Raw genomic sequence first — 24,617 nt, forward strand, 5'->3', positions numbered from 1 at the left:
TTCGCAAATTAACATGCATCCTGTTCATGTAATAGGGTGCAATTTTTTTCAGCAAAGCATTTTAATTTTTGCTCTCAGCTTTTCCCATGCTTAATAGTATCTAGTAATCATTAATATATTGGATGCTGATTGGTTTTAGGTCTTAATCAAAAGATTTGTCAAATATAAAACTCGTAATACTAAGAAAATATACAGTTAATTGTTTGAAAATAATTAAGAAATTTATATTAATTTGTTTTACGTAGCTTTTAAGAGTATATATCTATATTAGCGTTTTTATTCATGTGCTTACGTTTACCAATACTGTTGAAGTGTTTAGAATATCATCAGGTTATTAATACTTAAAACCAATAAATATTTTAAAGGTGGCTGTAGATGAAAACGCTTGATGTAGGACAAAAAGTAAAGCTTGCGATGATGGAAGATAACGTATTTATTGTCACTCATGTACATGTAGATAATTCTTACACGCTAGAAAGTACCAATGATGGTGGACAAAAAACCAGCTATGACAACGTATCTTTCGAGATGTTAAAAGTCTTAGAAGATTAAGTTTAATGCCGTGCTATGTTGAATCGATGGAACAACGCGTTTTAATGAATATGTTTTAAATATAAAACACAGCATAGCTTGGATTAAAAAAAACTGATAGATAGCGCGATAACTACTTGTTTATCGGGTGTATATCGTTATCAATATATATTTTACTGAATGATGGTATGATCACCATAAATAATAATGATGGTTTTTTTGCCGATTTGAACATTTAATTTGGATTAAAATCTATATAATAATCACATTAATCATTGTTATATCACGAGTCTAGAGAAACAAGATGTCCCCATTAGATCAAATTGCGAATGCACTAGACGACCAGTCAGAATTATCGATGTCAGTTTTAATGACTCCTGACATGGCGAATTTTTCGGGTAATGTGCATGGTGGAACGATTCTAAAATTGTTAGACCAAGTCGCGTATGCTTGTGCAAGTCGCTATTCTGGTAGCTACGTGGTGACACTATCAGTTGATAAAGTGAATTTTAAAGAACCAATTCACGTGGGTGAATTAGTGACTTTCCTTGCAAGTGTGAACCATGTTGGTCGTACTTCTATGGAAATTGGTATTCGTGTTGAAGCGCAGAACATTCAAAAACGTACAGTACGTCATACCAATAGTTGCTATTTCACAATGGTCGCTGTTGATGATCAAGGTAAGCCGAAACAAATTCCAGCATTGAATCTAGATAATGACTGGAAACGTTGTCGTTTCGAAGCTGCGGAACAACGTAAAGTGGCACGTTTACAGGAAAATCATCATCCTTCTTGCAGTATTTATAAAAAGTCGACACAAAGCTAATCACTTTGGTGGCTGAATATTTGAAAAGATCGCTTAGGCGATCTTTTTTGTATTCTGAAATTCGTCTGGAGAGTGCAGTTGGGATTTGAATTCCGAGTGTGCGACTAAAGTTTATTCTTTAAAGCTCAGTTAAAGATAGTCATTCAGTCCAATACTGTTTAATATAAAACGATACGTAGCGTTTCGTTTTTAAATTATGAGTGAAACTGAAAAAACTTCTCGGCGTAAGCAATGTATCTTACAAGCGGTCACTGATGCTTTAGCGGAAAGTGATTATCGAAGCATGACCATTGAAGATATTGCAGCTCGTGCAGGCGTGGGAAAATCGACGATTTACCGTTGGTGGAAGCATAAGTCCGATCTGGTTTTCGATGCTTTTAAAGCGCACACCGCGTCAGTGTTTGAACTCGATTTATCACAAAGTTTAGAGTTCAATCTAAATCAACAATTGCTCAAACTATCACGGGCTTTAAATCAGCACGTGGGTCGAGCATTGCTGGTTGTATTGGCGGAGCATCGTGAAGCAGCGGGTGAGTTTTTTAAACAGTATTTATTACCTAGACGAGAAGCCACACGTGAGCTGATCCAATTGGCCATTCAACGAGGCGAAATTCGGGCGGTTTATCCTTTCGAACTCATGTTGGATATGTTGTATGGCCCGATTCATTATCAGATCATTTTCTTTAATACCCAGCCAGATGAAGACTATATCAAGCGACTGGTGCAGTTGGCGCTAAACCCGATTTTTACGCAGTCCCAAGCCACGCGTAGCAGCGAGACAATGACCTCATGACTACTCAACATCAGGCATCGCTATGGAACAAGTCTTTCGTTTTTTGTCTGTGTAATAACTTGTTTTTATTTAGCTATTACTTTGCGCTGCTGACAATATTGCCCATTTATATTATGAAAGAATTGGGTGGTTCGATTCAGCAAGCGGGTATGGCTTTAACGCTGTTTTTGGTGTCATCCATTGCGATTCGTCCCTTTTCCGGCATGATCATTGAGCGTTTTGGTAAAGCCAATTCTGTGCGTATTTCAGGCTTTATCTTTGTCGTTTTTGCGCTGAGTTATTTGTGGATTGACAGCATGTGGTCGTTGTTGGTCATTCGTTTTTTACATGGTTTTTGGTTCAGTATATTAACCACGGTCAATGTTCCCATCGTAAATGATTACATCCCAGATCATCGAAAGGGCGAAGGCATGGGTTACTTTGTCATGTCGACCAACTTAGGCGTGGTGATCGGGCCATTTTTAGCGCTGAGTATGATTCAATTCAGCAGTTTTAGTACCTTATTTGCAGTATTAGCCTTATTGGTTGCAGTGGGCTATATTTTTACGTGGTTAGTTCAAATACAAGAACACGTACAGCATAAATCAAGTGATCAAGCGAGCCAATCCGCAGCCATCCAATGGCGTGATGTGATAGAAACACGGGTACTTGCCATCAGTTTTGTGGCATTGCTGACCGCATTTGCATATTCGAGTGTGATGAGTTTTATCACCGCTTATGCAGAGTTGAAGCATTTACTCGCTTATACCAGTATCTTTTTTATTGTCTTTGCTGTGTCGATGTTGCTCGTCCGTCCTTGGGTTGGCAAAGTCTATGATCGTAAAGGCCCGAGTGCAGTCATCTATCCATCCTTTATTTGCTTTGCCATTGGTTTGGTGGTTGTGAGTTTTCTCACGAATCAATGGGTGCTTTGGATATCGGCAGTTTTTATGGGCATCGGCTACGGTTCAGTGTTCCCATGCCTGCAAACGGTCGCGATTCAAACGGTAGAAAAAGCCCGAATAGGACATGCGATATCCACCTTTTTTGCCTTGTTTGATATTGGCCTTGCTGTCGGTTCGGTCATTATGGGTGTGCTGATTGCATACTTTGGATTTCAGGCAACCTATTTATTTTGTGCGGTGATGGTGCTGTTCACTTTGTGGATGTATCGTCTATTCGTGGCAAACCAATTTAAATGCAGTGCTTTAGGAGCTGAATAATGGAATTACGACATCTACGATATTTTGTTGCGGTTGCCGAAGAGCTAAATTTTACCAAGGCTGCGCAGCGAATGTGTACTGTGCAACCTTCTTTAAGTCAGCAAATTAAAGACCTAGAACAGGAAGTTGGGGTGCAATTATTGATGCGAACCAACCGAAAAGTTGAGCTGACTGCAGAAGGTCAGGCCTTTTTAAAAGAAGCGCGTTTGAGTTTAGAGCATGCTGAAAAAGCCATGATAGATGCACGTCAAATCGCGCAGCTCAGTAAAGAACAACTGAATATCGGCTTTGTTCCTGTGGCTGAAATGAAGGTCTTTCCTTATATCATGCCAAATATTCGAGCTCAGTTTCCTGAGTTAAAAATTCATTTTCATAGTTTAATGGATGTCGATCAGATCAGTGCAGTGCGTAAGGGAGAGATTGATATTGCCTTTACCCGTTATGTCGAAGAAAGCCCTGATATAGAATTTGTTCAGATTTTTACTGAGCCTTTGGCGCTGATTGTACCGAAAAATTCGCCTGTTGCAGAACAGCGGCATATCAGCATTAAAAACATGAATAATCAGGATTTTATTATTAGCGATGAACACTCATCACCTGAGCTATACCGAATTATTCAAGATTTCTTTAAGCAAAATAAACTGAATGTGAACTTGGTACAGCATTCGACCAATATTTTGTTAAATGTCAATTTGGTCGGTATGGGCGTGGGATGGAGTTTGGTGCCGTCTTATGTCATTCCATTGCTCGGTGATAAAATATTGGTTAAAAGTACCGTTGAACCTTTGCCGACTATTGGTTTGTATGCGAGCTATCGAAAAGATCGTAAAAATGATGCGATCGAGTTGATTTTAAAAGTATTAAAAGAGCAGTTCTATATGGGCTTTTTCTAAGCCTTTAAATATTGCCCTAAGATTTAAATGAAAAAATCCCGAATTAAGCGCTTCGGGATTTTTTTATTTATCGTATTTTTAATCAAAGACTCAATGAGACATAGTCATTGTCACTCTGATTTATTTAAACCACTTTTGTAAATAAGGTTTCATCACACGGTAGGCAATCAAACCGATAATAATAATCATATAGATTGGCCAAATCGTAATAAGAATAACCAGTAGGCTCAACACAAATTGCCAACCTTTTTGAATACCATACCACGCTCTTTGCCAGAAACTATCGCCATTTAACTGCGCAACAGCATCAAGGTTAATATCGATATGTTCACGGACAGTGGCAGGTTGAGTAAAGCCAATCACAATCGTGCTATAGCGGACACGATCTTCAACTTCTAAGCGGGTCAGTCGTGAGATTTCATTGACTTGCGCAGCTGCAACATGGTCGGGCACGACCTGTGTTTGTGACATTATTTCTTCGAGTAGTTTTAGCTCATAGCGTTTTGCCGAATATTGCTGACGGTTCAAAAAATGCATAAGGGGCAACAGTTGATTAACGAAATGTGCAGCTTTTTCAGTTGGCACACGAATGATCATTTCCGCTTGCGGATTTACTTTTTCAAAGATTTTAATTTTGCCGTCAGCAATCGGGTAGGATTGACTCTCTTGCACCACAAAGTCGATATTTTTCTGTTCAATAAAGCCGCCTAAACTTAGCGTCAGTTTTTCAATTTCTAAGGCCGTTTTAACCACATCTTTCGACTCAAAACTGACATTGGCTTCTCGTACCATTTTACGTGAGGCTTCAGCTGGGTTGACCTGCTCATTTAAAATAGTTTCAGGTTTTTGTGTTGTTGCAGGCGTGGTAGACGGCTCATTGGAAGTGCTTTCCGCTGCTTGATCTTGCTGTGTACTGACTTGAGCAGGTTGTGCATCTGCGCTGGCTTCAGTTGCCATTTCTTCGGTTTTCTTGGAACAGCCTGAAATTAAAATTACCGTAAACATGGCAATTAAATATTTATTTTTCATCGATGTAGAGCTCAATTGTTTGATTATCAGAAAGTCGGAGTAAATACTTTTTGCTTTAAATATCAATTCAAATTTAGCGTAATTATTAGTCGGGCGTATTGTATCGGAAAGTGTTTAAAGCACGGATGAACGCAACATAATTCTACATAAAGCCGCGTATAGTAATAGACAGAACAACAAGGATGAAAATAAGGATATCTACAATGAACCCAACAATGAAACTCTACAGCAATCCACGCTCACGCAGTAATACTATTCTGCCTTTATTGAAAGAATTAGACATCGAGTCAGAAGTTGAGATTATTGAAGTGCCATATGAAGAGATGCACCAAGCGGCATATCTCAAGATTAATCCCATGGGCAAAGTTCCCTGCTTAGTCGATGGTATTGTCGTGATTAGTGAGACCGCAGCCATCTTTAGTTATTTAGCTGATACATTCAGTGACAAAGGTTTGGCACCCGCCTTGGATGATCCCAAACGTGGTGAATATTTGAAATGGATGTTTTTCTGTCATGGTCCGCTGACTGAATACATGGACATGAAAAATGTCGGCATTAGCACTGAGTTGATGGATGAGAAACGTGGCAGTTTGAGTTTTGGTAATGAAAAAATACTTTTAGATTTTATTAAAACAGGGCTTGCACAGGCTCAGCCATATCTGTTGGGGGATAAAATTAGCGCAGCAGATTTATATTTGGCTTATTGGATGGTGTATGCCATTTCATTCAAAATATTGCCATATTTAGATGAATTTAAACCTTATATTCAGCAGATTCAGCAACGTGAATCGGTAAAAGATGTGCATTGGTTTCAGTCGGTTTAACCTGGAAGCTTATTTGATTGTTGGCTGAACTTGGTATTGCTATATGTCTATTCATATAACTCTTTCTTTGAGAACTAAAAAGAAAGAGTTTTAAATATCAATCACTAAGATGATAAAGCGATTTTAATTATTGCCTAGATAATGTATGGCATATATTGCGCTAAATTAAATAGACTCAATCGTTGTTGGTTCTATTTAAAAAATCATGGGCTTCATCATCAGATAGAGGTGGGCCTAAATCTCTTTCAAGTTTGGCATATATTTCAAGCAGTCTTTTTTGTTGTGGATCCATATCTAAGGCACGATGCTGCTGATATGTTAATTGATCTTCAATCCAATCATAATGCTGAACCGCAGCCCCTGCGAAACTGGTTTTCAAATGGAGTTTGTAATAACCAGAAAATTTATGTTTCTTGGTATCTAGACAGAGATACGCGAAGGTAGACCAACCACTTTCGGGAAATTTAAGGCGAGCTCGGCAGGGCTTCTTTTCTAGTGTAAATGTAGGTGAATAGACTTGGCCTTTTAGAATGATATTTTTATCTTGACCAAAATATTGAGTTTGTAATGCAAATAAAGCAAGAATCACTGTGGTGAGAAAAAAGCTGGCAATGACTGAATAAAAAAATGAAATGTATAAATGGAAGGACAAAAAATTAGATTCTTCGTTTTTGTTCACATCTTTTTCTAAGCGTAATAAATAGCAATTCAAAGAAATAAGAAAACAGAGGCAAAAAACGAAAATCGGTAACCAACTATTGGCATGAAAATGATGTATCTTTACGAAAATGAGTGAACAGATAAAAATAAAACCTAACAAACTATAAATGAATAATTTCTGAAATCTTTTTTGCATTTTGCGAAGCTTATAATTATGTATTGAACGATTATAGCATCTGATGTTTATAGTGATTATAGAAAAAAATCACCATGCTTTATGCATGGTGATTTTTAATTCTTGCAGATCTATTTAGATTATTAAGCATACAATTTTGCAAACAATTGTTGGCTCACGCTGTCTAAAGTTTGTGGAATTGCAATCGCTGCAACAAAGCGGTCTGGGCGAAGAATCGTAACAGATTCAGTGGTTTTACCAAACCAACCACGAATATCAGTACCAATATCACCAATCGTAATCACATTGTCGTACTTGGTGCGATTTTCATTGCTAAGCTGAACAGCAGGCAATACTTGGATAAATTTAACGCCCAATTTTTGCCATTTTTTCATGGTCGCATCTGACAGACCCCATTTTGGATCGACGCCCCAAGCAATGATTGCAAAGTCGTTACCGATGACTTCATCAAGTGGGACTTTCTCACCAGATTCAAGTTGAACATGTGGTTGAATGAACATTTTACCCACAGGTGAGTCTTTAACACCGTTATTGATCAATGCACCATCGTTGTACTTCGGCATTGGCTTGAAGCGCATTTCCAATAGATATTGTTTGATCGGTTTGATGTAATTGAGTGCATAGGCGATACCATCACGCACGAAACCTTGCCATTTTTTTGGTGGCGCAAGGACATGACCCGCCATTACAGAAAGATCAATCATTGCTTTTGCATGATCTTTACGTTCAACTTGGTACGTATCTAAAAGCGCAGGGCCAGCTTTGCCTTGTACAACCATTGCAACTTTCCACGCAAGGTTGAACGCATCACGCATACCACTGTTATACCCTTGACCTTGCCAAACTGGCATGATGTGCGCAGCATCGCCTGCAAGTAAAATACGGTCTACACGGAATTTATCTGCAATACGCGCATTGTGGGTATAAACACGCTGACGAATCACTTCAATACCATCGGTCGTTGGAAGTACTTTCGACAAAAGTTTTGCAATGTTTTCAGGTTTGCTTAATTCTTCTTGAGTCTCCCCAGGCATCACCATAAATTCGAAACGACGAATACCGTGTGGAAGTGCAGCAGATACATAAGGACGCACAGGGTCACAGCATAGGTAAATGTGTGGCGTTGCAAGTGGGTCATTATTGATGTCGATTACAATCCATTGGTTCGGTGCAGTTTTACCATCGAAGCCGATGTTGAGGGTACGACGTACCACAGAGTTACCACCATCACAAGCAATCAAATACTGCGCTTGAATTATTTCAGCTTCACCGTCTTTATTTTGAATATTGAGCGTTACACCATTGGCATCTTGGCTAAAATCAGACAATTGACGAGAGAATAAAACATTTGTGGTTTCGTACTGTTTTAAACCTTGTAGCAGTACATTATCGACTTGTGGTTGAATAAAGGCATTACGACGTGAGAAACCAAATTCACGAGTGAGCGGTTGAATGTCTGCGAAACAACGGCCTTTAGGGGTTAAGAAACGCATCGCGTGGTTCGGTGTCGTATGCGGTAACACTTGGTCCACTAAACCTAATGATTGGATGGTACGTAATGATTCATCATCAATACCAATCGCACGTGGGTAGTCAATCAGGCTGTCCAGTTGTTCAATCACAGTGACATTGACGCCTTGCTTACTTAAGTAGTTTGCAATGGTTAAGCCGACAGGACCTGCGCCCAGAATGGCAACTTCCGTTGTGTAATTTGCTTTATTGCTCATGCGTAAACATCCAATCACTTCACATATGCCACTATTAAGTTCTAAACAGAGACTTTCAACAAGCTAGGCATAAGTCGAAACGATGAATCGAATTGTCGTGTTTTTTGCAGGGTTTTATTTTAAGTGGATGATATATATTTATTTATATGAAAATCATCAATCATTTTGAATGATTTATCGATCATTAAAATCTATCAATCAGTGGCTTTGAGTATAAAAAAGCCGAACCATTTTTCAATGATCCGGCGACTTTAATTCATTTAGCACAACATTTTATTAGTGAGGGATAAATGTTGAGCAGCAGACTAAATGAATTTAGCGTGTGGAGTACGCTATTCGTCTATTACTGAGCAGGTTGAGCTGGTGCAGAACCTTCAGCATTTGCTTCTGAAGCAGGTTGAGCAGCAGTACCTTCAGCAGCAGTTGTTTCAGTCGCTGGCTGTTCTTGAGTGCTAACCACTACTTTTTCTTGTTCAGGCGCTTCTTGTTTATCTTTGCTCGCAGCAAAACTTGTTGCAGCTGCAGCAGCTAGAGTAGAAGCAAGTAAAATTTGAGTTAATTTCATTTTGAGCATCCTTATATATTTTAGTAAGTCCTGAAAAGATCATCACGTCCATCAGGAGAGAACTCATGCTAAATGGAGAAAACCGAGTGATCAATGCGAGCAACAAAGTGAAACAGACTGGTTAACTGGATGAATACATAACCGTCCATCCTGTGTTTTAAATGTAAAAAAATATCGGAATCTTCATTTAACTTTGCAAGAAAAAATGACCAAATCGACTTCATGATTCATTCATTGTTTACATGATGATTACATCGATGTCGTAAATAAGCAGAATCCAGAAATTTCACTAAAATCCAAATGTAAGGATTCTTTTCGATATGACCATTTTTTAAAATATAAGAGTTAACTTTACCAATAAAGTGTGACCAGATATGTCATGCATTCATGCAAATGGAATAAACAGGCTCTTAATAGCCAGATGATTATACAATTCGTTGGAATACGAGACTGATCTATGCTTTAGGAAAATGAAGACAGAGAAATGAAGACTGGGCTTGCAGCATTTTTTTGAAATCATTATGGTAAAGGCCATCAATCATTGGCTATTTATTTGAGTGAATCACTTTTGAAATTAGTTTCTACCCACGGTGCGATTCCTGTTCATATTATTTCTGGCTTTTTAGGTGCGGGTAAAACCACAGTTTTACAGCAGTTATTGAAGCAAAAGCCAGCGGGGGAAACTTGGGCCGTACTGATGAACGAGTTTGGACAAATCGGGGTCGATCAACAGATGTTGTCGCAAGATCAAGGTTTTGCGGTGAAGGAATTATTGGGTGGTTGTTTATGTTGTAGCAGCCAACTGCCGATGCAAATTGCGTTATCACGGTTATTGTCAGAGGTGAAACCCGACCGACTGTTTATCGAGCCAACAGGTTTGGGGCATCCTGGACAACTTTTGGAGCAATTGACTGAGCCACATTGGCATCCGCATTTAGCCATGCGGGCATTGGTGACCGTGGTCGATGGCTCACGCTTACATGATCAAGATTGGACTTCGCAAAACCTGTATGCCGATCAACTCAAAGTAGCGCAAATCGTGGTAGTGTCTCATGTCGATTGTATGAGTGATGCCGATCAAGCTGGTTTGGAACGACTCAAACAAACGTATTTACCGTATCAGCAGCAATGGATCAATGTCGTCAAAGGTGATTTAAAACTGACAAATATTGATCTCGCCTATGTGGGAAGTCCGCGTAAAATTCAGCCTTTATTGGCCATACAAAAGCAAACGTTGGTCGATGTACCCACAGAAATTAAACAGTTGCCTTATCATTATGTTGAATCCGCTCAGGGCTATAGTGTCGCAGGTTGGAAACTCCCAAAACGATGGACTTTTGATTTTTTTGAGTTGTTAGATTTACTCTGTGAGCAGCAAGATTGGCTACGGATCAAAGGTATTTTTCAGACAGACCAAGGGTGGAAAACCTTTAACTTTAATCCCGATCAGTTTAATTATCAGTCGAGCGAGGAAAGTATCGATAATCGTGTCGAAATTATTTACCAGACTGAACGTGAATGGCTCGAATTTGAAGATCGTTTAATGCAGTGCCGTATCGATGCCGATAAAGCTGAGAAATAAGTAAATCAACGCAGCAAAAGCTTGCTAAATCTTATATGCTAAGCGCCAAATTTGAGGACTTTACCATGGCGCTAAAAGCTACAATTTATAAAGCAGATTTGAACATTGCCAATATGGATGTACACCAATATGGTGATTATCAATTGACGATGGCTTTGCATCCTTCTGAAACGATTGAACGTTTGATGGTGCGTGTCTTGGCATATGCACGCTATGCAGATGAAGCCTTAGAATTTACCAAAGATCTTTTCGAAACAGACGAACCAGCGCTGTGGGAAAAAGATTTAACAGGTCAGTTGGTGAAATGGATTGAAGTCGGCTGTCCTGACGAAGATAAAGTCAAAAAAGCCAGCGCACGTTGCCCACACGTTGCTGTGATTACCTATGGTTCTTCAGTAGACGAATGGTATAAACGCAACAGCAAACTGAAAACCCTGAAGAATGTTGAAATTTGGCAATTATCTGAAGCGAGTACAGCTGCCATTCAAGAGTTATGCGAACGAACCATGTCTTTACAATTAAACGTAATGGATGGCGAATGGACTTTAATTGGTGATAAAGCTCAAGCGGTGATTGAATGGACACAATTGCAATAAGCATTTGATGTGATTTAATTCATCACGATGGATGTGAGTTCAGGCTTGCATCCTTGGTGCTATAACTATTTTTCAGCTAATACAATTCTGTTAATTTAAAAGTTGATTTGAAACTCAGTTGACCTAAAACCAAAATAAAAATTTAATTCGGGAAAATTTCTAGCCCCCCCATTTATGTAATGCTCATGGATGAATCCCCTTTATTATCATTGTAAATAGCGTTGTTCTTACCGCATAAACGTCTTCATTCAATGGACGTTCAAACTTTTAGAGCGCTTGAAATTTTTTATTCGTTTCTTCCCAATGCATCTTAGTGATAACGGAATACTCCTAAATGTTTCAAGACATGTGAGCTTTACTAGTAAATGTTTATTTGCATGCTGATTTAAATCATTGTGTTCTCAACTTTGCGTCGCTAAGTTCTAACGCATTCAAGGGCATCATGTTCAGACTGATTCTGTTTATAATAGTGCTTTATTTAGATTGCGGCATTTGAGGTTGAGAGCATGAGCACGGAATTAGAAATTATTGACTTAGTGGTAGGTGAAGGTAAAGAAGCGGTTAAAGGCGCTTTGATTACAACTCACTATACAGGCTGGTTAGAAGACGGTACTAAATTTGATTCATCACTGGATCGTGGTAATTATTTTGAAACAGTGATTGGTACTGGCCGTGTGATTAAAGGTTGGGATCAAGGCATCATGGGGATGAAAGTCGGTGGTAAACGTAAGTTAATCGTGCCATCACATTTAGCTTATGGTGAACGTAAAATGGGTAATGTAATTCCTGCCAATTCAAATCTTATTTTTGAGATTGAATTGTATGATATAAAAACTCGCGATTAATACAGCGACTGTTTTAGATCAGTGACATGGAAGTTATTGATCAATTTGATAAAATAGTAGTTGTTATTTTTGTCTTTTACCGTAGATTAGAATAATTGCTCGAGTATAAACGCAGGAATCAAAGCCGTTGTCTTTACAGTTGCCTTGCACCAGATTGTTCTGGGTTCTTACCATTATTATTTTTACATTGGCACTCACTGTATCGACTGCTCAAGCACAGTATGAAACTGCTCCTAAATCGTTTTATTTAAAACATCAAAACGAAGTTAACCAAATCTACTTCACGGAAGACACCAGTAGCCTCTTACAAGGCAAATGGTTGTTTTATCCAAATCAATTTTTAACGTCTCCGAGTTCGGTTCTAGTCGGTCAAACGGTCTATCTGCCTGCTTCATTTAAAGATATTACAGGGGACAGTAAAGGTTTTGGGACATACACTGGGCATTTCCAAATTCCCAAACAATTTATTGGCCGACGTATCGCGGTATTGATTCCAAATCAGTACGGTGCATATCGGGTATTTTTAAATGGTGATGTGATCGTTCGTTTGGGTGAAGTTGGGCGAACTGAAGCAGAACAAAAAACGGAGAATGCACCACGAATTGCCTATTTTGTGGCACAAGATGAATATTTCACCTTAACCATTCAGGCTTCAAGTTTTAACAGTATGCACGGCGGGTTTGAAAACCCGATGCGTATTGGTATTGCTAAGACAGTAAACCGCCAATTCCAACAACAGATGATGAGTATTGGAATGGTGTCTGGTGCCGTCTTGGGTGTGGGACTATTTACAATCCTATTTTCAGTCTTCCGAGGGTTACGCGGTCGCAATAGCCGAAGTAATTTGGTGTTTGGCTTATTTATTGTCTTTTTAGCACTCCATAATTTATTTTCAGCACCTTATGCCTATACAACTTTTACCGATATTAATTGGTTGTGGGGCACGCGATTAGAATACTTATTTACCTATTTGGCATCGATTTTCTTTTTAAGTTATATCCACTTGCTCAGTCGTCGCTATTTATTTACCTTAAATTATCAGATCGCGATGTTGCTGTTGTCTTTGAATATTTCAGTGACTTTTGTTTCGACGCCTGAGATTTTTCAGCCTTTGGCAACCTACAGCTTTGCCTATGTGATCGTTGTTCTGAGTAATTTTGCGTATGGTTTTTACGTAACACTGAAAAAGAAAGAACCGTATTCAAAATTAAATTTAATCGCGGTTATTTTCCTATGCATTACTTTTTTAAACGACTTTTTGCTGATGATGAATTTGATTGATTCCGTCAATTTATCGTTCATTTCAACCAGTTTGTATGCCTTGTTGATCATGTTTCAGCAATCGCATCATTATGCACAGCAGTCGATGCATACCGAGCAGTTAAATAATAGTCTGCTTGAGCTAAACAGTTCACTCGATCAGAAAGTCAAAGAGCGCACCTTACAGCTCCATGAGCTGAATAAAAAATTAGAGCTACAAATTCGTATTGATGCCTTAACGGGGGCATTCAACCGTCGTGCTTTGAATGCCGAAATTCAACGTTTATATTCAGAAGTCCGTTTTCATAGTCATCGAACATTGGTCTTTGCCATGTTAGATGTCGATTATTTTAAAAATTATAATGACCACTATGGACATCTCAAAGGCGATGAGGTGTTACAGCAGATCGTGAAAACCATGCAAAATACCCTGCCAAGTTCAGCCTATGTGGCTCGCTATGGGGGAGAAGAGTTTGCCATATTGATGCATGATGTTCCGTATGCGATTGCCCAAGAACAATTGCAATTGGTACTCGAAGCCATGCGTAATGAACAACTTGAACATGTTAATCGGGGGGATGACAAAAATTACGTCACACTGAGTTTGGGCATGGCATGGATGGATAAGCAAAATGACTTCGACAGTATCGAAGCCTTAATGAAGCATGCAGACCATTATTTATATATGGCTAAACAGGCAGGACGCGATCAACTTAAGCCTTGATACTCCGTTGTAAACGGCGAAAACTTTGCGGTGCTATCGCTAGTATCCTTTGCCAATACTTATTTAGATTGATCTCTTTTTAAATTCACCTATCATAATCATCCTATTTGAAAATCTATCTTTTTATGAGGTTTGCCTCTCTACTAACAGAGCTGTTTGACCAATTTGAGCGGAACATCGGCAGGCTCAAAATCCTGATGTGCGACAAAACCATATTTTTGGTAAAAGGCGAGTGCCGTATGAGTACTTTCTAGACTGATCTCGGTAATATTCTTTTTCCTGACGCAGTGCATCATGTTTAACAATAACGCCTTACCAATGCCTTGGTACTGACGTTCAGGGCAAATATAGTTCAGTAAAATTTGTCCCTGATCACTGACTAAAATAAAGCCGACCACTCGATTGTCACTGACGTAGACCCAACTGTCGTTGTAAAGCATCCACATTAGAATATTTGATTGATTTGCCTCCTCAAGCCAAGTTTGAATCACACTTTCATTACGTTGATGGTCCTGGATACATGAACGAATGCTGTTGTGAATCACGTGAATAATTTCGGGTATATCCTGAATTTGTGCTTCGCGTATCATAATTTTTTCTTTTTATAAAAAACTCCAACAGCCTGTCATTTCAGAAGATATCGCCCTGTGCTTAAAGAGGCTTCTTGTTGCGTTTTATGTTTTTTTGCAGCCATTGCGCCGTTGGGTTGGGTTTTTATTTCAAAATTGTTGCAAAATTTACAAATGTATATTTATAAATTAATCGTTAAATACGGATAAATAACCACATAAATGCATCTAACTATCCTGTTTTTAAAGTAATAATAGATTTTTTAGAAATGTATACATACTCAATGATTTCAGCAGGTGTAATAGTTTGAAATAAATTAGCAAAGAAAATTGGCAAGATTTCAGCTTTAAAATAATTTTGTATGAATTTTAAACGTTATTGTGCGTTATATTAGTCCATAAAAATATTCGATGATTCAAGATGTGCATGCGCGTCATCGGCAGTAGGTTGTTATTATGGTTATTTTTCTCATTGTGATGTGTATTCTGATTGCGTTGTCTGCAGCAGGAATCGTGGTCAAAAAAATAATAAAAACAGAAAAATATCGTCAAAAATATACGCGTTACCAAGCACCAAAAAAATCGAAAAGTATCTCTTTAGCATCGAATGATGATGCTATTCGTGACGTCGATCAAGTCATTGAAGTAGATGAATATGAACAGCAACTTTTTGATGATATTGCGGAAATTTTCTTTCAACAACAATACAAATTAGATTCGCTACAGGCAGCCGAACAGTTACAAGAAGTTTTTTTACGTCGCATGCCAGTCAATTGTAAAACTCAAATTCGCCAATTAGATCTGAATGAATGGTCGATTTATTGGAGTTTTTACAATCAATCGCTCGAGTATTATTTAGGCCGATACGGTGAGTTTTATACACATGTCGACCGTTTTGGCGAAGAACATAAAATTGAATATCGCTATCAAGACTCCGCAAGTTGAAGCAAAATGCGTTCTCGGACTAAATCGAGATAACTCAAATCATCGGTTATTCGGGCCATTAAAATCGCGCCTTCATAATCCGCCAAGCTGACTTTGGCAAGTTGAGCGGCATGTTCGATGCTCATGCATCGCTGAAAAAACACTTCAAAGGCGAGTTGCCACTCCTGAAAGATGGACTGTAATTTTGCAAAAATCTCGGTAGGCAAATGTTGCCGTTCCATACTTAAAATCCCGACTAAACAACCTAATCCACCTTGGCTAAAAAACTGGATGGCGAGTTGATGGATGTGCGAGAAAGCCTGTTGAGGTGAGGTAGTAGTTTGCTGTAATTGCTGAAAAATACTGTGCTGTAACTTTATATGCGTCAGGTTTAAAATTTCCATCAGCAAAGCGTCTTTATTCGGATAGTCATAATAAAACGCAGCTTTTGAGAGTCCACAGGCTTCAGCCAATTTCCCCATGCTACAGCCCATATAACCATAGCGTTTAAAGGCGTGTGCTGACTGTAGTAATAGATGTTCAGAGGTGTTTTTCCGTGGACGCATGTATCTCTCTATCCGAATAAATCAATGTGCTATGTATGAAGTAAATTGGTCTAGGCGACTAATAGCTCGTTAAACCTTCCAATCACTTCCTGCCATAAGAGTTCAGCACCTTTGCGGAAATATCCCATATGACCAATCTGTTTTAGACCATAATCTTGCGCTTCAATATTGATATAGTGCATTGATGCTTGCGCATAATGCTGCATAAAAGCATGTCGTGAATTGGGTAATGCCCAGTCATCATCGAGCGCAGCGACCGCATAAATCGGCGTTTGAACTGCAGCATATTGTTGAGATAACTCACTCAGCTCAGGGTCGGCAAAGAAATAGGTTGGGTTTTTACACCAACGGCGCCATTGTTTATAGACATCGACAGGAAGGTCAGCGCCCATATTGAGTTTGCTCCAAGGCAAATACCCTTTGATGGCAACCATCGGCGGAAAAACGATATTCCACATTACATGAACCTTCATTTTTTCTTTAAAGGGCATATAGCCATGCCAACCTGCGCCAGTGCCAAAACAATACATGGCACGTATCTGATCGTGATTTGAGGTAAGTCCTAGTGCTTGGCCGCCATAGGAATGTCCCACTAGAAAAGTTTCCTGACTGTGTTGTTGCATATAAGCTATGGCACCAGAAAGGTCATAACGTCCCCAGTCGAGGTAGGACATCTTAAAGCCTTTAAGTTTTGACGGTGCAGAACGTCCTATACCACGATAATCAAAAGTCAGTACTTGATAACCGAGTCCTGCGGCATACTCGGCAAAACGACGGTAAAATTGTTGAGGTACACCTGTCGCACTTGAAATAATAATATTGGCCTTAGCGGCAGTATTAGGCCGATATTCAACGCCAGAAAGCGTATAACCATCGGTTGCAGGGAAACTCACGGGTGTACTATGTATTTCTTGCGCTGCTGGTTCTAAATCCGTTGACATAATTTTTCTCTTGATAGGCAGGACGTAAAGGGTTTACTCAGTTTAAATAAAGGGTTATTTGCCCTGAAAATTGGCTGCGCGACGTTGTAGCATGGCCATCACACCTTCTTGTACATCTTGTGTTTTTAGTAGTGGTTGTAAGTGCTGATCCAATTGAGCAAATGCAGCATCGGCTCCCAAATGCACCCCTTGCTGTGCTGCTGCGAGTGTTGCCTGAACCGCCAGTGGTGCGGCCTGTGCAATTTGTTCTGCAAGTTCTATTGCACGAGATAAGGGCGCTTGGTCGGTGATTTCAGTCACCAAGTTCATGTCATATGCCATTTGCGCATTGAAACGTTCACCCGTGAGTAAATAGCGCATGGCTTTATTCCAACCTGCTGCTTGCACAAAGCGAACTGTTGCACCACCAAAAGGAAGAATGCCACGTTGCACTTCCATTTGAGCGAACTCTGTCTGACGCTGTGCGATCACGACATCGGCATTCAGCATGAGTTCAATACCCGCTGTAAAACAGAACCCTTGTACCGCGACCACAACTGGTTTTTTCCGTTGTCGTGAGTTGGTGCCCCACGGATTAATTTGCTGATCAGGAAAATTAAACAGTCCACTGCCGAGTTTGGGTTGTAGTTCGACCAGATCTAGACCTGCAGTAAAATGATCACCATGAGCAAAAATCACCGCACAACGTAAATTTGGATCATCTTCATATTCAGTGAGCGCCAATGAAAGGTCATGAATTAAATGACTGTCAAACGCATTTCGTTTATCTGCACGGTCCAAACCGATCAAATAAAGATGACCACGGATTTCTCGACTTACACGACCTTGTTGTTCTGACATTTTAATGATTCCTTCTGATTGTTTTTTAGGCATAGCTAAGTTTTTAAACGATTGTTAGAAAACTGTCAAAACTGATGCGTTCAAAACATCAAAATCATCGTCTGGTGGATGAGTGGTTTGATTTAAAATTTACAGAGTTGATATGAAATAGTGCAGGATATAGCTTGCCTTTAGGCTGAATTTTTCCATAATAGCTGCAGCTTTTTTAAGGCCCAATCAACCATGTCGAACTTAGAAATATTTGCAGTCATTATTAGCTTAATCGGGGTGACTTTAACCATAAAGCGAAATATGTGGTGTTGGTGGTTTAACTTTGCAGCTTTTTTGCTGTATGCCTACTTGTTTTATACCTACAAACTTTATGGCGAAACCATTTTGCAGTTTTTCTTTGTAGTGGTGAACTTCTACGGTTTTTATCATTGGTTGAAGGGCAAACAACAAGACCACGACATTCGTATTGAACCGATTGCGACCAAACTCGTGATCTTTCAAATGCTCTTAGCAGCTGTGGGCGGTTTGATTTTTGGTTTAAGCCTGCACTATTTTACCGATGCAGCCGTGCCAATTTTGGATGCACAATTGGCCGCGTTTAGCTTACTCGCAACATATTGGACCAGCCGGAAACATATTGCCACTTGGGTGCTTTGGGTATTTGTCGATATTATCTATGTGGGTATGTTTATATACAAAGACCTGTATCTCACTGCGGCGTTGTATGCAGGTTTTGTGGGCTTGGCGGCATTTGGTTGGTGGCAATGGACACAAGTCAAAAATAAACAGCAGCAACAGGCGATGAAAGCTTTATCCATTTAGCCCACAGATGTTTTTTTCATTCCCAATTTGACAATTTATAAAAATATATTTACTTTGTAACCATAAAGGGCATTTCATAATCGGGCTTCACCCCGATGAGAAGTGCCTTTTTTATGCCTTAAGAAATGTGGCTGTGTTCATTTGAGTCTAAGACATGTCATAAAATCCTCTGTGAATTTATAAGCAAAATTGGGTGTCTGCGAAGCTTGATTTTAATAGCCGATGATCCGATCCCGATGAATAAGTAAAGAGCATGCAGAGTCATGATTATCGACTTTCAACTTGAGCAGCAACTGCGTTTTGACCGACAAGCTACGGTTCTACTGCAGCAAAAGGCGAGCTTTTTTCAGTTTGAGCAAATAGCAGATGTGTATAACGCTGAATGGCTCAAGGCATTTCCACAAGGGACGCAATGTAGCATCAGCGGTTTGGATGATGGTGCAGATGAATACGGCATCCAAATCAGTTATAAACACCAAAGCATCTTGATCGATTATTCACAACCGATCAAATTGGTACACCGTGATCGGGATGGTGTAGTGCATAGCATGCTGTTAAATTAACAACTTAAATTAAACTGAGATTTATAAAAGCAGTACCACAAAGATTTGTTATAGAAATATAAAAATAAGCGCAAGAAGAAATGAAAAGATATGGGAAGCTATTAAAGCAATGACGCAACTTGATCCCAAAGATTCAACATTTGAAATTTTTAATCAGCTATGTTTTGAACTGTTTCATCATTATGGCTCGCACTTCAAGTCTTTTGAACCTAGCGCTTTAATACATGCAAAACCAATGCAACAGCTTCCTGAACAAGCCAGCTTTGATATTTTTAGCCTCGAGTTTGGTCATTGGTACGCAAAGTTGTCCTATGCAGGGATGTATTTAAAAATTGATGCGGGCTGGGAATTTCAGCTCGAGTTGAAAAATCAGCATGGGCAAATATTTCAAAAAAGCCTTTAAGGCAGAGTCCCTCTGAGTTGCAGTATGGCAATTCTGTTTTTCTAGCTTGGTTTCAGGTCAATGACAGCCACAGCGCTTTTCGATTTAATTCAAAGCACAGTTTTAGCAACTGTAGACTGGGCGAAATAAAACAATAAAACCAATATTGACCTGAAGGATTACGAGAATGGCACATCAATTTACCGTCAATGCCACAATTCATGGCGTTTCACTTGAAGATTTTAAACGACTAGCCGCAGATATCAGCTTGCATGAAGCGGTGTGCAAACGCATACCGGGTGAAAATCTAGAAATTTTAGAATCAAAAAAAACAGGTGATATGTATACCTTAAAACGTGCCTATAACTTGGATGTAAATATTCCAGATATTGCCAAGAAGTTTTTAAAAGATGCGTTTCGTCTGAAACGTACGGATATTAGTAATTTGGCGGCATTAACCTCTGACGTCAAACTAGATCCGAACCTACCGCTCGAAGCCAGTTGTAAACGAAGTGTCAGTGGTGATGCAACACAAGTGAGTTTCAATTTGGACTGGACGGTGAAAGTCAAAGTTCCACTGCTTGGTGGATTACTTGAAAAACATGCAGAAGGTGAAATTCGTCGTTTTAGTCAGCTTGAGATTGAAATTGTAGAAGATGAATTGCGTAAAAATTTAAAAGCCTGAATTGATTTGAAAGCAAGTTAAAAAAAGCGGTCATTGACCGCTTTTTTATTTTTAGTGCGAAGTTTTTTCAAAACGTTGACGATAGAGCATCGCAGTAAAGAAGGTCACCAAACAGACGCTCCATATATAATACATGGCGCCAATGTTGCTGTATAAACTCAACCATTGAACCAATGGCAAGGTGATACCACCCGCGATGGCATAAGCCAAATTGTATGAAAATGAAATGCCCGAGAAACGAATCTGTGCAGGGAACATTTTCACCATACTATAAGACACCATACCAACCGTGCCTGATGCCAAACCGAGCAGCATATAGAGCGCAAACACGGTCGATGCTGCCACATGGCCCAAGCTGTTATAGAACACTCCCGCAATTATCGCAACAAGGAGGGAACCGAATAGCATCACTTTACCCGCACCGAAGCGATCTGCCAAAAGACCTGCCAAGATACAACCGACCATTTGCATCACAATAGCGGCACTTTGCATTTTAAAGGCATCGGCACGTTCAAAACCAAAGGCGCCCGTGAGTAAATTTGGCATCGCTAAAATCAGCACAACAACGCAGCCAGTTAAGAACCATGTAAACAGCATACCAATCACAACGCCTGTTTTGTGCTGTTGCAGTACTTGTTTCACTGGAAGCTCTTTAGCCAATTGTTTCTTTTCTTGCATGGCTTTAAATACAGGCGTTTCTTTTAAATAACTGCGGAGATAGAGCGCAACAAAGCCAAAGATCCCGCCTAAAATAAATGGAATCCGCCATGCCCAATCATGGATTTCTGACTCTGTAAATTGTAATGAAATAAACAAAGACATCAGTGCGCCCAACAAGATACCCAAAGATAAGCCGGCAGTGAGTAAGCCATTGGCGATACCAATTTTTTGCTCAGGTACATGCTCTGAAACAAAAGTCCATGCAGCAGGGATTTCACCACCAATCGCGATGCCTTGAATCACACGCATCAGTAGGAGCAAAAGTGGTGCTGCATAACCAATACTTTCAAAAGTCGGCATCACACCAATCATCAGTGTAGGCAGAGCCATGAGTAAAATAGACAAACTAAATAAACGCTTACGACCAATCAAATCGCCAAAATGCGCCATCACCACACCACCCAATGGGCGGAAAAAATATCCTGCTGCAAAAATACCGTAGGTATTCAACATCGCCCAAAATGGACTGAGGCCAGTGGGGAAAAACAGTTCCGAAATAATTTTGGCGTAAAACACATAAATGACAAAGTCATAAAACTCAAGTGCGCCACCGAGGGATGACAGTCCGAGGGTGCGTTTATCTTGACGAGTCAGGCGTGGCTGAGCTTCCATGCAAATATTTTCCAGCAGCAAATAGCATTTGACGATTTTAGTGATTCAATTTTTTATTGAATAATCAAACTTTTTTGCCTTATTGAAAACTTATAGTTATGAAAATATTATTAATTAAGAACAAAATAATATAGATAAAGTCGCATTAACTTAAAGAATGATTGGTAATAGATAATGGCGTACCTTGATGTATAAATGATAAATATCAATGGCATAGGGTAGTATGATCTACTATTTTACTTTGTGCTCTATATAAACCACAAAAGATTCAAAGCCATAGCACGCTGTTGTTTTATACTCAGAACCGATAATAATGCATATTGCATGGTTGTTTTTTTAAAGTGATTTCAGCCCGCTAGACTTAAAAAGGATAAAAACATGAGTAATGTTGCTGCTGTTGCACAGAGTGGTGAAGCAATTTTGACGCTCACTGCCGCAGATGTGCAAGCATCTGAAATAGGTTCTGCATGGTTAACTGCACTAAGTGAAACACTGCAGGCCACTATGCTTGAGCGTCAAGGCGTAGGCATTGCCGCGCCGCAAATTTATGTTTCAAAGCGGGTGATTATCGTGGCTTCACGTGCAAATTTACGCTATCCCGATGCGCCTGAAATGGAGGCGATCGTGATGGTCAATCCAGTGATTACATCTCGATCTACGACCACGGTTTTGGGTGAAGAAGGCTGCTTAAGTGTGCCGAATGCACGAGGACAAGTCCCGAGAGCCGAGCAAATTCACGTGCGATATTTGACCCTTCAAGGTGAAGTCAAAGAGAAAACCCTGAATGGCTTTCCTGCACGGATCGTACAACATGAGGTCGATCATCTGAACGGGATCTTATTCACCGAGCGTTTAGAATAATAAACTGTACTATTTCAAAAAGATAAAAGTGACCAATTGAGCTAAAGAAATAATGGAAAAGTAAATTGAATAGTGGTGTAAGTGAAGTTTAAAGGCTTCAAAGGTTGCACTTTTAACTGTGAAAATAGGCTTTCTTTTTGAAGTTAAAACCTTGTATAACTAGCGAAATAATAAAATAAAAAAGAAGATTAATGGGGAAAAATTGGGGCAATGCTGTCTGTACGAAATGGGGCGTACAATGGCGTAAATTGAAGCATCTTTTGTTTGAGTCAGACTATCTTATCATCAATTGGTCTGACTACGATAAAGGGTGTTTACTTCTCATCTTTGGCATGCTGAGTCAAGTTAGCGTGTTGAAGTGGTGCATCATGAATTTTTATTATTCGACCAATCGGATTTGGTTTAATCCGAGTGAACTCAAGTTCAGGATCATCGTCGCTTGTATAGTCCTACTCAGTTATGGCGTATTGGCAGTACTCAGTATTTATTTCAAAAAATATTTAAATTTCAGACTGTTTTTTAGCTATTTTGCGCCCGTCCTGTTTGGGATCGGCATGATCTATGGTGGCTATATGATCGGGATCTATAGTCCTGCCACCATGGCGGGGACGGTCAATCTACTGATGGTCGGTTTAGTTTTTTATCGTCCTGCAATTATGCTCAGTATCACATTTCCGATCACACTGTTTATTGGCTATATTTGCTATCAAACTTCGATTGACCATCTAGAATATGCACCGATTTTCAGCCCAGCTTTAAAACAGAGTGAGTTTTACGACAATGCCTTTTGGCTCATGAGTATGGCGGAGTTGTATTTACCTATATTGATCGTCAGTGCAGTATTTTTTCAGATTTTGCTTTTACAGTGGCGACACCGTGAACAAAAGATGGAAGTCCTCAGCCGTGTCGATGGGCTGACCAATGTGTTTAACCGACGTTATGTTAGTCATGAACTTGATAAACTCAGCAAACAGACACGGCCTGAATTTGCAGTGGTTTTGCTTGATCTCGACCATTTTAAACTGATCAATGACCAATATGGACATGATGCAGGAGATGCCGTTTTACAACGTGTTGCTCAAATTTTAAATGACAATACCCGTGTGCAAGATGTGGTTGGGCGTTATGGCGGTGAAGAATTTATTTTAATTTTAAAAAATCAGAGTTTAGAGCAGGCGATAGAGGTCGCTGAACGCTGTCGATTGGCCATTTCTGAAGCTGAAACTATGATAGCCAACCATCAAATGTTGAAGATTAATGCAAGTTTCGGTGTGGCAACGGCGATTGAGGGGACATCGTCTGCTGTGGTCACGCGTATGGCCGATCAAGCGCTGTACATTGCAAAGCAACAAGGTCGTAACCAAGTGCGTAGCTTTCGTGAGTTAAACTTTGCAGAAGATTAAATAATTTAAACGATAGTTATGCAGCAATTACAATTTCAGCTCGGATTAGCGCAGCTCGACTTTCAGACCGAGCAACAGAATATTCATTTTGATCATGGCTTAGCGGCTTTGGTGCAAAAATGTGTCCGACATCAGCGCTTCGATGCTTTAGCGATTGAATATTTGATCTATGAAATTGAAGAAATTTTAGAACGATTACAGCTTGATTATCAGACGCAGCGCTATGCTCAGTCGAATGACACGATGCTACATATATTGGCGCAGACCTTTTTTGAACATGCGTCCTGCATTGACCGACAAAGCTTAGAACATGGCTTTAATGAAATGATTGAACATACCGAATATTATCAAAATCTATTTGGTGAGCAGGCAATCATTCAACTCAGTTATTTCGTTTTTATTCGAGAAATGATGCACCATTTAAACCTACAGCACATACAAGTTTTAGCTCAGAATGCGTCTTCACCATAAGGACTTATACAGAT

At 39.5% G+C, this 24,617-nt stretch carries 27 protein-coding genes; 18 read left to right on the top strand and 9 right to left on the bottom strand.

Translation table 11 applies throughout. From position 1 onward, the window contains the following. Positions 1-375: 375 nt before the first annotated feature. The 5 genes from FTU29_RS04135 to FTU29_RS04155 all read left to right on the top strand — a co-directional run bounded on the left by FTU29_RS04135 (position 376) and on the right by FTU29_RS04155 (position 4,245). Positions 376-552, top strand: coding sequence for a hypothetical protein (locus tag FTU29_RS04135; protein ID WP_171263721.1), 177 nt, complete (start codon positions 376-378; stop codon positions 550-552). Between the two features lie 283 nt (positions 553-835). Further along, on the top strand, positions 836-1,357 hold the full coding sequence (locus FTU29_RS04140; protein ID WP_078192241.1) for an acyl-CoA thioesterase: 522 nt from the start codon (positions 836-838) through the stop codon (positions 1,355-1,357). A gap of 196 nt (positions 1,358-1,553) precedes the next feature. Then, the gene (locus tag FTU29_RS04145) at positions 1,554-2,150 is read left to right on the top strand and encodes a TetR/AcrR family transcriptional regulator (protein ID WP_180034496.1); all 597 of its coding nucleotides are present in this window, start codon (positions 1,554-1,556) and stop codon (positions 2,148-2,150) included. Beyond that, complete coding sequence (locus FTU29_RS04150) at positions 2,147-3,352, top strand: MFS transporter (RefSeq protein WP_180120556.1); 1,206 nt, start codon at positions 2,147-2,149, stop codon at positions 3,350-3,352. Before FTU29_RS04145 ends, FTU29_RS04150 begins: the two co-directional genes overlap by 4 nt. After that, positions 3,352-4,245 carry a LysR substrate-binding domain-containing protein gene (locus FTU29_RS04155; RefSeq protein WP_180034494.1) on the top strand — a complete coding sequence of 298 codons (894 nt, stop codon included), beginning with the start codon at positions 3,352-3,354 and terminating at the stop codon, positions 4,243-4,245. Before FTU29_RS04150 ends, FTU29_RS04155 begins: the two co-directional genes overlap by 1 nt. Positions 4,246-4,365: 120 nt before the next feature. On the opposite strand, the gene FTU29_RS04160 is transcribed toward FTU29_RS04155, so the two are convergent. Further along, positions 4,366-5,274, bottom strand: coding sequence for a DUF4349 domain-containing protein (locus FTU29_RS04160; protein WP_180034493.1), 909 nt, complete (start codon positions 5,272-5,274; stop codon positions 4,366-4,368). A 215-nt stretch (positions 5,275-5,489) separates the two neighbouring features. Here FTU29_RS04160 and FTU29_RS04165 point away from each other — a divergent pair, with 215 nt between their 5' ends. Then, complete coding sequence (locus tag FTU29_RS04165; protein WP_180034602.1) at positions 5,490-6,098, top strand: glutathione S-transferase family protein; 609 nt, start codon at positions 5,490-5,492, stop codon at positions 6,096-6,098. Between the two features lie 175 nt (positions 6,099-6,273). Here the strand turns inward: FTU29_RS04165 and FTU29_RS04170 are convergent, their stop codons facing one another. From FTU29_RS04170 to FTU29_RS04180, 3 genes are all read right to left on the bottom strand, one after another. Then, entirely contained in the window at positions 6,274-6,777 is a 504-nt protein-coding gene (locus FTU29_RS04170; RefSeq protein WP_180034492.1) for a hypothetical protein, read from the bottom strand. A 299-nt stretch (positions 6,778-7,076) separates the two neighbouring features. Further along, on the bottom strand, positions 7,077-8,681 hold the full coding sequence (locus FTU29_RS04175) for a bifunctional 3-(3-hydroxy-phenyl)propionate/3-hydroxycinnamic acid hydroxylase (protein WP_180120558.1): 1,605 nt from the start codon (positions 8,679-8,681) through the stop codon (positions 7,077-7,079). A 343-nt stretch (positions 8,682-9,024) separates the two neighbouring features. Continuing rightward, positions 9,025-9,246: a hypothetical protein gene (locus tag FTU29_RS04180; RefSeq protein WP_078191424.1), complete on the bottom strand. Its 222-nt coding sequence runs from the start codon at positions 9,244-9,246 to the stop codon at positions 9,025-9,027. 568 nt (positions 9,247-9,814) lie between these two features. On the opposite strand from FTU29_RS04180, the gene FTU29_RS04185 reads away from it, so the two are divergent. The 4 genes from FTU29_RS04185 (at position 9,815) to FTU29_RS04200 (ending at position 14,253) form a co-directional block, all read left to right on the top strand. Next, on the top strand, positions 9,815-10,828 hold the full coding sequence (locus FTU29_RS04185) for a GTP-binding protein (RefSeq protein WP_180101795.1): 1,014 nt from the start codon (positions 9,815-9,817) through the stop codon (positions 10,826-10,828). A gap of 65 nt (positions 10,829-10,893) precedes the next feature. After that, positions 10,894-11,424: a YaeQ family protein gene (locus FTU29_RS04190; protein WP_078191423.1), complete on the top strand. Its 531-nt coding sequence runs from the start codon at positions 10,894-10,896 to the stop codon at positions 11,422-11,424. Positions 11,425-11,930: 506 nt separating this feature from the next. Beyond that, a complete protein-coding gene (locus tag FTU29_RS04195; protein WP_180120560.1) occupies positions 11,931-12,269 on the top strand; it encodes an FKBP-type peptidyl-prolyl cis-trans isomerase in 339 nt (112 codons plus the stop codon). Positions 12,270-12,456: 187 nt separating this feature from the next. Next, positions 12,457-14,253, top strand: a complete 1,797-nt coding sequence (locus FTU29_RS04200) for a diguanylate cyclase domain-containing protein (protein WP_180120652.1) — start codon at positions 12,457-12,459, stop codon at positions 14,251-14,253. Positions 14,254-14,396: 143 nt separating this feature from the next. On the opposite strand, the gene FTU29_RS04205 is transcribed toward FTU29_RS04200, so the two are convergent. Further along, complete coding sequence (locus FTU29_RS04205) at positions 14,397-14,843, bottom strand: GNAT family N-acetyltransferase (protein ID WP_078191420.1); 447 nt, start codon at positions 14,841-14,843, stop codon at positions 14,397-14,399. Positions 14,844-15,278: 435 nt separating this feature from the next. On the opposite strand from FTU29_RS04205, the gene FTU29_RS04210 reads away from it, so the two are divergent. Then, positions 15,279-15,767 (top strand): hypothetical protein, encoded by a 489-nt coding sequence (locus FTU29_RS04210; protein ID WP_180034488.1) that lies wholly within the window; start codon positions 15,279-15,281, stop codon positions 15,765-15,767. Here the strand turns inward: FTU29_RS04210 and FTU29_RS04215 are convergent. The 3 genes from FTU29_RS04215 to FTU29_RS04225 are packed head-to-tail and all read right to left on the bottom strand — an operon-like array spanning position 15,749 to position 18,093. After that, complete coding sequence (locus tag FTU29_RS04215) at positions 15,749-16,312, bottom strand: TetR/AcrR family transcriptional regulator (RefSeq protein ID WP_180120562.1); 564 nt, start codon at positions 16,310-16,312, stop codon at positions 15,749-15,751. The two genes, FTU29_RS04210 and FTU29_RS04215, sit on opposite strands and share 19 nt — an antisense overlap. Positions 16,313-16,362: 50 nt before the next feature. Then, positions 16,363-17,253 (bottom strand): alpha/beta fold hydrolase, encoded by an 891-nt coding sequence (locus tag FTU29_RS04220; protein WP_180120564.1) that lies wholly within the window; start codon positions 17,251-17,253, stop codon positions 16,363-16,365. Between the two features lie 54 nt (positions 17,254-17,307). Next, positions 17,308-18,093: a crotonase/enoyl-CoA hydratase family protein gene (locus FTU29_RS04225; protein WP_078192229.1), complete on the bottom strand. Its 786-nt coding sequence runs from the start codon at positions 18,091-18,093 to the stop codon at positions 17,308-17,310. A 222-nt stretch (positions 18,094-18,315) separates the two neighbouring features. Between FTU29_RS04225 and pnuC the strand changes: the two genes are divergently transcribed. The 4 genes from pnuC (at position 18,316) to FTU29_RS04245 (ending at position 20,536) form a co-directional block, all read left to right on the top strand. Continuing rightward, on the top strand, positions 18,316-18,906 hold the full coding sequence (pnuC, locus tag FTU29_RS04230) for a nicotinamide riboside transporter PnuC (RefSeq protein WP_180120566.1): 591 nt from the start codon (positions 18,316-18,318) through the stop codon (positions 18,904-18,906). 263 nt (positions 18,907-19,169) lie between these two features. Next, positions 19,170-19,469 carry a hypothetical protein gene (locus FTU29_RS04235; RefSeq protein ID WP_180023193.1) on the top strand — a complete coding sequence of 100 codons (300 nt, stop codon included), beginning with the start codon at positions 19,170-19,172 and terminating at the stop codon, positions 19,467-19,469. 109 nt (positions 19,470-19,578) lie between these two features. Next, positions 19,579-19,872, top strand: coding sequence for a hypothetical protein (locus FTU29_RS04240; protein ID WP_180107380.1), 294 nt, complete (start codon positions 19,579-19,581; stop codon positions 19,870-19,872). A 166-nt stretch (positions 19,873-20,038) separates the two neighbouring features. After that, on the top strand, positions 20,039-20,536 hold the full coding sequence (locus FTU29_RS04245) for a DUF2505 family protein (protein WP_180109767.1): 498 nt from the start codon (positions 20,039-20,041) through the stop codon (positions 20,534-20,536). Between the two features lie 51 nt (positions 20,537-20,587). Here the strand turns inward: FTU29_RS04245 and FTU29_RS04250 are convergent, their stop codons facing one another. Beyond that, complete coding sequence (locus FTU29_RS04250; RefSeq protein WP_180007554.1) at positions 20,588-21,868, bottom strand: MFS transporter; 1,281 nt, start codon at positions 21,866-21,868, stop codon at positions 20,588-20,590. A gap of 378 nt (positions 21,869-22,246) precedes the next feature. Here FTU29_RS04250 and def point away from each other — a divergent pair, with 378 nt between their 5' ends. The 3 genes from def (at position 22,247) to FTU29_RS04265 (ending at position 24,603) form a co-directional block, all read left to right on the top strand. Continuing rightward, positions 22,247-22,729, top strand: coding sequence for a peptide deformylase (def, locus tag FTU29_RS04255; protein ID WP_180120568.1), 483 nt, complete (start codon positions 22,247-22,249; stop codon positions 22,727-22,729). Between the two features lie 191 nt (positions 22,730-22,920). Further along, a complete protein-coding gene (locus FTU29_RS04260) occupies positions 22,921-24,132 on the top strand; it encodes a GGDEF domain-containing protein (protein WP_180120570.1) in 1,212 nt (403 codons plus the stop codon). An 18-nt stretch (positions 24,133-24,150) separates the two neighbouring features. Continuing rightward, positions 24,151-24,603, top strand: a complete 453-nt coding sequence (locus FTU29_RS04265; RefSeq protein ID WP_180120572.1) for a hypothetical protein — start codon at positions 24,151-24,153, stop codon at positions 24,601-24,603. The last annotated feature ends 14 nt before the right edge of the window (positions 24,604-24,617 follow it).

This window comes from Acinetobacter sp. YH12086, from assembly GCF_013419345.1.
Lineage (GTDB): Bacteria > Pseudomonadota > Gammaproteobacteria > Pseudomonadales > Moraxellaceae > Acinetobacter > Acinetobacter amyesii.

Coding starts and splice junctions, on each gene's coding strand:
- FTU29_RS04135 (WP_171263721.1), top strand. CDS start 376: ATGAAAACGCTTGATGTAGGACAAAAAGTAAAGCTTGCGATGATGGAA.
- FTU29_RS04140 (WP_078192241.1), top strand. CDS start 836: ATGTCCCCATTAGATCAAATTGCGAATGCACTAGACGACCAGTCAGAA.
- FTU29_RS04145 (WP_180034496.1), top strand. CDS start 1,554: ATGAGTGAAACTGAAAAAACTTCTCGGCGTAAGCAATGTATCTTACAA.
- FTU29_RS04150 (WP_180120556.1), top strand. CDS start 2,147: ATGACTACTCAACATCAGGCATCGCTATGGAACAAGTCTTTCGTTTTT.
- FTU29_RS04155 (WP_180034494.1), top strand. CDS start 3,352: ATGGAATTACGACATCTACGATATTTTGTTGCGGTTGCCGAAGAGCTA.
- FTU29_RS04160 (WP_180034493.1), bottom strand. CDS start 5,274: ATGAAAAATAAATATTTAATTGCCATGTTTACGGTAATTTTAATTTCA.
- FTU29_RS04165 (WP_180034602.1), top strand. CDS start 5,490: ATGAAACTCTACAGCAATCCACGCTCACGCAGTAATACTATTCTGCCT.
- FTU29_RS04175 (WP_180120558.1), bottom strand. CDS start 8,681: ATGAGCAATAAAGCAAATTACACAACGGAAGTTGCCATTCTGGGCGCA.
- FTU29_RS04180 (WP_078191424.1), bottom strand. CDS start 9,246: ATGAAATTAACTCAAATTTTACTTGCTTCTACTCTAGCTGCTGCAGCT.
- FTU29_RS04190 (WP_078191423.1), top strand. CDS start 10,894: ATGGCGCTAAAAGCTACAATTTATAAAGCAGATTTGAACATTGCCAAT.
- FTU29_RS04195 (WP_180120560.1), top strand. CDS start 11,931: ATGAGCACGGAATTAGAAATTATTGACTTAGTGGTAGGTGAAGGTAAA.
- FTU29_RS04205 (WP_078191420.1), bottom strand. CDS start 14,843: ATGATACGCGAAGCACAAATTCAGGATATACCCGAAATTATTCACGTG.
- FTU29_RS04210 (WP_180034488.1), top strand. CDS start 15,279: ATGGTTATTTTTCTCATTGTGATGTGTATTCTGATTGCGTTGTCTGCA.
- FTU29_RS04215 (WP_180120562.1), bottom strand. CDS start 16,312: ATGCGTCCACGGAAAAACACCTCTGAACATCTATTACTACAGTCAGCA.
- FTU29_RS04220 (WP_180120564.1), bottom strand. CDS start 17,253: ATGTCAACGGATTTAGAACCAGCAGCGCAAGAAATACATAGTACACCC.
- FTU29_RS04225 (WP_078192229.1), bottom strand. CDS start 18,093: ATGTCAGAACAACAAGGTCGTGTAAGTCGAGAAATCCGTGGTCATCTT.
- pnuC (WP_180120566.1), top strand. CDS start 18,316: ATGTCGAACTTAGAAATATTTGCAGTCATTATTAGCTTAATCGGGGTG.
- FTU29_RS04235 (WP_180023193.1), top strand. CDS start 19,170: ATGATTATCGACTTTCAACTTGAGCAGCAACTGCGTTTTGACCGACAA.
- FTU29_RS04240 (WP_180107380.1), top strand. CDS start 19,579: ATGACGCAACTTGATCCCAAAGATTCAACATTTGAAATTTTTAATCAG.
- FTU29_RS04245 (WP_180109767.1), top strand. CDS start 20,039: ATGGCACATCAATTTACCGTCAATGCCACAATTCATGGCGTTTCACTT.
- FTU29_RS04250 (WP_180007554.1), bottom strand. CDS start 21,868: ATGGAAGCTCAGCCACGCCTGACTCGTCAAGATAAACGCACCCTCGGA.
- def (WP_180120568.1), top strand. CDS start 22,247: ATGAGTAATGTTGCTGCTGTTGCACAGAGTGGTGAAGCAATTTTGACG.
- FTU29_RS04260 (WP_180120570.1), top strand. CDS start 22,921: ATGGGGAAAAATTGGGGCAATGCTGTCTGTACGAAATGGGGCGTACAA.
- FTU29_RS04265 (WP_180120572.1), top strand. CDS start 24,151: ATGCAGCAATTACAATTTCAGCTCGGATTAGCGCAGCTCGACTTTCAG.